3 protein-coding genes are annotated in these 3453 nt (G+C 30.7%); all 3 read right to left on the bottom strand.

Annotated elements, in window-relative coordinates:
• Nucleotides 1-58: 58 nt before the first annotated feature.
• The 3 genes from AC0KTX_RS16515 to AC0KTX_RS16505 all read right to left on the bottom strand — a co-directional run bounded on the left by AC0KTX_RS16515 (nucleotide 59) and on the right by AC0KTX_RS16505 (nucleotide 3160).
• Entirely contained in the window at nucleotides 59-1552 is a 1494-nt protein-coding gene (locus AC0KTX_RS16515) for a class III lanthionine synthetase LanKC N-terminal domain-containing protein (RefSeq protein ID WP_474253138.1), read from the bottom strand.
• Nucleotides 1553-1659: 107 nt separating this feature from the next.
• Nucleotides 1660-2304, bottom strand: a complete 645-nt coding sequence (locus AC0KTX_RS16510; RefSeq protein WP_066248048.1) for an ABC-2 transporter permease — start codon at nucleotides 2302-2304, stop codon at nucleotides 1660-1662.
• 7 nt (nucleotides 2305-2311) lie between these two features.
• Nucleotides 2312-3160, bottom strand: coding sequence for an ABC transporter ATP-binding protein (locus AC0KTX_RS16505; protein ID WP_066248045.1), 849 nt, complete (start codon nucleotides 3158-3160; stop codon nucleotides 2312-2314).
• Nucleotides 3161-3453 lie beyond the last annotated feature (293 nt).

Below are 3453 nucleotides of genomic sequence, written 5' to 3'. Positions count from 1 at the left end.
TGAAGAAGCTATTATGTGTTAGCGAAATTTAAAGAAAACGCGAGAATTTTGAAGAAAATTAAAGTTTATAGAGGGAGATGTTATAGTTACTTGAGTGATTATTTAGATTAATTTCTCTAGGGGTATACTCTTGGTAGGATTTTATCCTCATATCACATTTCTTTTGTAATTTTACAATAAAGTTAAAAAATGACTCTTCGTAATTTTCCCTCATCCAATTAAAGTGATTATTCTGCAGATATCCATCCAAGTCTTCTGAGGAGGTAACTGGAAGTGCTAAATATTTAATTAATCTTTTTAGTCCAAACCAATCTCTTGCACCACTCACTTTGATATCCCGTGAAACAAACCCAATTGTAGCCATACCAGTTCTTTCTTCAGAATATACAGGCTTAGCAGTTTCAAAATCTATTAACCTAACAGTTAAATCATCTGTTACTATTACATTTGCGGGTTGCAAATCATTCATAGCTACTCCATTTTTATGTATATTATCTATTAAGGTGAAAAGTTGTAATAGTATGTCTTTAACTTTTTCTGTATATATTTTAATATTATTCCTAGTCCCAATAAAAGGGAAATTTTGTGCAGTCCATTGTCTTAAGTCTTGTCCCTCAATGTATTCTTCAACTAAAAAGCAATGTTCCCATTCTTGGAAATAGTCAATCAAATCAACAACACCAGGTATATCTTTAAGTTTTATTAATGCCTCATATTCAATTTTTTGTCTTGCTATAGCATCTTGGGCCGCCCCATCTAAACCAGCATTTGGTCTAGCTTCCTTTATAATAACTTTCATTTTGTCCTTTTTCCTGGTCGCTAAATATACCCCACCAGCGTTACTATAATTAATTGCATTTTCAATATCGTATTTTTCTAAATTTCCTTCCTGTATTTTTTCTTTTTCAACGTATTTATTTATAGAATTAAGATAATCATCAAAATCTTTTACGAAATCTGGAACATGATAAAAGGGAGTTCTTTGATCTTTAATTAAATTTCCTTCCAAATCTCTAATACAATGCTCTCCATTTTCATTTAATATAGCTTCAAATCCTCCATATCTATAGAATACATTACTATCTTTCCATCTCTTATCATTTAGAATATACGGTCCTTTTTTGAAATCCTTGGTTGCGTCTGAAATAATATCTAACAATTCAACAAAATGTTTGTTATTGATAGGATATATTGTTATAAATTTCCCAGAAGAAGCACGATTAGCGTCCTTTGCATTCATTCGAAGAAAACTATCTCTATCCTTAAGATGTTTAAACGTTACCTTTTGTTCAATACATATATGAGCAACCCTCTCTAGTAAACTTTGTGATTCTTCCAAAGTTGCAGTTACGTGGATTTTCCAACCCTGCTCTGGAAGGATTAATCCCTTAACTTGATAATGTTTCCAAACTGAGTCTTCTTCTGAAATAATTGTATATGTATCAGGCACTCCTTTTAGTTCATATTCTGTATCTCTTTCTATTACCTTCATTTTACTGAAGTATTCTGACCCTGGTTTCATATATTGATGATAAAGCATATTTCCGTTCATAGTCTCCCTCCTTTTCTATTAACAACAAGAAATAACAGATTAATTTATTAATCTGAAATTATACTATAGATGAATCTTCTACCTACTTGATGTACTAATCACATAGTCTAAAATTCTTTCTTTCGATAAATAATTACAGCAATTAAATATGAGAGAGTAAATACAGTAATACCAAGTACTATAAATAAAATCGGAACTAATAAAGACGAATCTATGGATAACGGTAATTTGTCTATTAAATCTTCTACTAAGAATTTGATTCCATAATAAACAAATAGACCTACAAATCCTCCTCCAAGTACAAATGCATCAGATTTGTCTGCACCAAAGATATAGAGGAACGGGTATATAAGCGCACCTGCTAAAAGAACTACGAAAATTCCAGAAGAAATAATATTAATTATGCCATTTATTTGTGTTTCAAAAATTAGATCATATGTATAAATAACAATATATGAAAGAAATGCTCCGATAATCACAACCGATAAGTAAAAAATATAGTGACTTCGGACAATATTAGACCTACTAACCGGTAAGGTAAGTACATATTTATCATAACCAGACTTACTCTCTATTTTTATAACTTCAAGTGAAGGCAAAGTCATTAATAATATAATTAACATAGCGGCCACACCACTTACCATAGGCCCTGCAAAAAATAAAAGTACACCAGAAATCAATAATGCGAGACCTACATATGCAAAAATACTTCGATAAACTAGGTAATAGTTTGTCAATAATAGACCTTTCACTTAAATTTCACTCCCTGTTAGTTAGTAAGAGACTAAGTTCTTCCATTGAAATCTTTTTAGAGCTAAGGTCCTTTGGCAATTCCATTTTATTTGATACAAGTATTCTAGAATAAGAACCATAGTCCCTTTTTGCAACAACTATATTTCTATTTAGTAAAGATAATCGTTCCTTTTTGATATCAACAATTGCAAATTTTTCAAGAATCTTGTCCTTTCTCTCATTTAATAAAATTTCACCATTTTTGATAAAAACAATATGACTAGCAATTTTCTCAATATCACTCATAATATGAGAAGAAAGTAATATCCCACCACTACTCTCTCTCACAAAGCTTTTTAACTCACCTAAGACTTGTTCTCTTGATGAGGGATCAAGCCCTCCTGTTGCCTCATCTAGTAATAGTAGTTTTGCATTATGTGACAGTGCAACAGCTATAGAAAGTTTCATTGACATCCCACGAGAAAATTTATATATTTGTTTATCTTCGGGGAGAGAAAAAGAATTAACCAATCGGAAAAAATCATCTTGATTCCAAGTATTAAATATTCTCAAAAAAACTTTATTTAGTTGTTTGATTGTTAGGTGCGCCGGTAAATTCATAGCATCGAACACAACTCCAATTTTTTCCTTCATCTTAGGCTGTTTATGTATATTTTCTTTGCCAAAGATTTTAATTCTACCTGAATCCTGAGAAACTAGACCTAGTATTGTTTTAAATGTAGTAGATTTACCTGCACCATTATCACCAATAAAGCCAACTATTGATCCTGACGGAACATTGAATGTAACATTTTTTAAAACAACTTTATTGCCATATCGCTTTGTAATATTTTGAACATCTAATAAGTACGACATTTTCTCACTCCAACATATTATCTTAGTATATATATGTATTCTACTTACACCCGTTAAATCATTTATTTTTTCAAAAATTATCTTTCTATTCAGAATAATAATGTAGAATAATACATTTTAAAAGGGGCTTTTGAATCGTTTTGTTTTTTTATTAGGTCTAAGAGCCTATGTTTTTACTTATTTTTGTTTGTACATCCAAGGTTATGAAAATAATATAGGAGCATTCCTGTTAGAAGTTTTTTCGGGGACTTGAATAAAAAAAGCCCTCTTGGTATGATTCGGGGGTGTCAATC

The organism is Aeribacillus sp. JST-2 (genome assembly GCF_056032925.1).
Note: the sequence above shows the minus strand (reverse complement) of the source record. Positions and strands in the feature narration are given on the sequence as shown.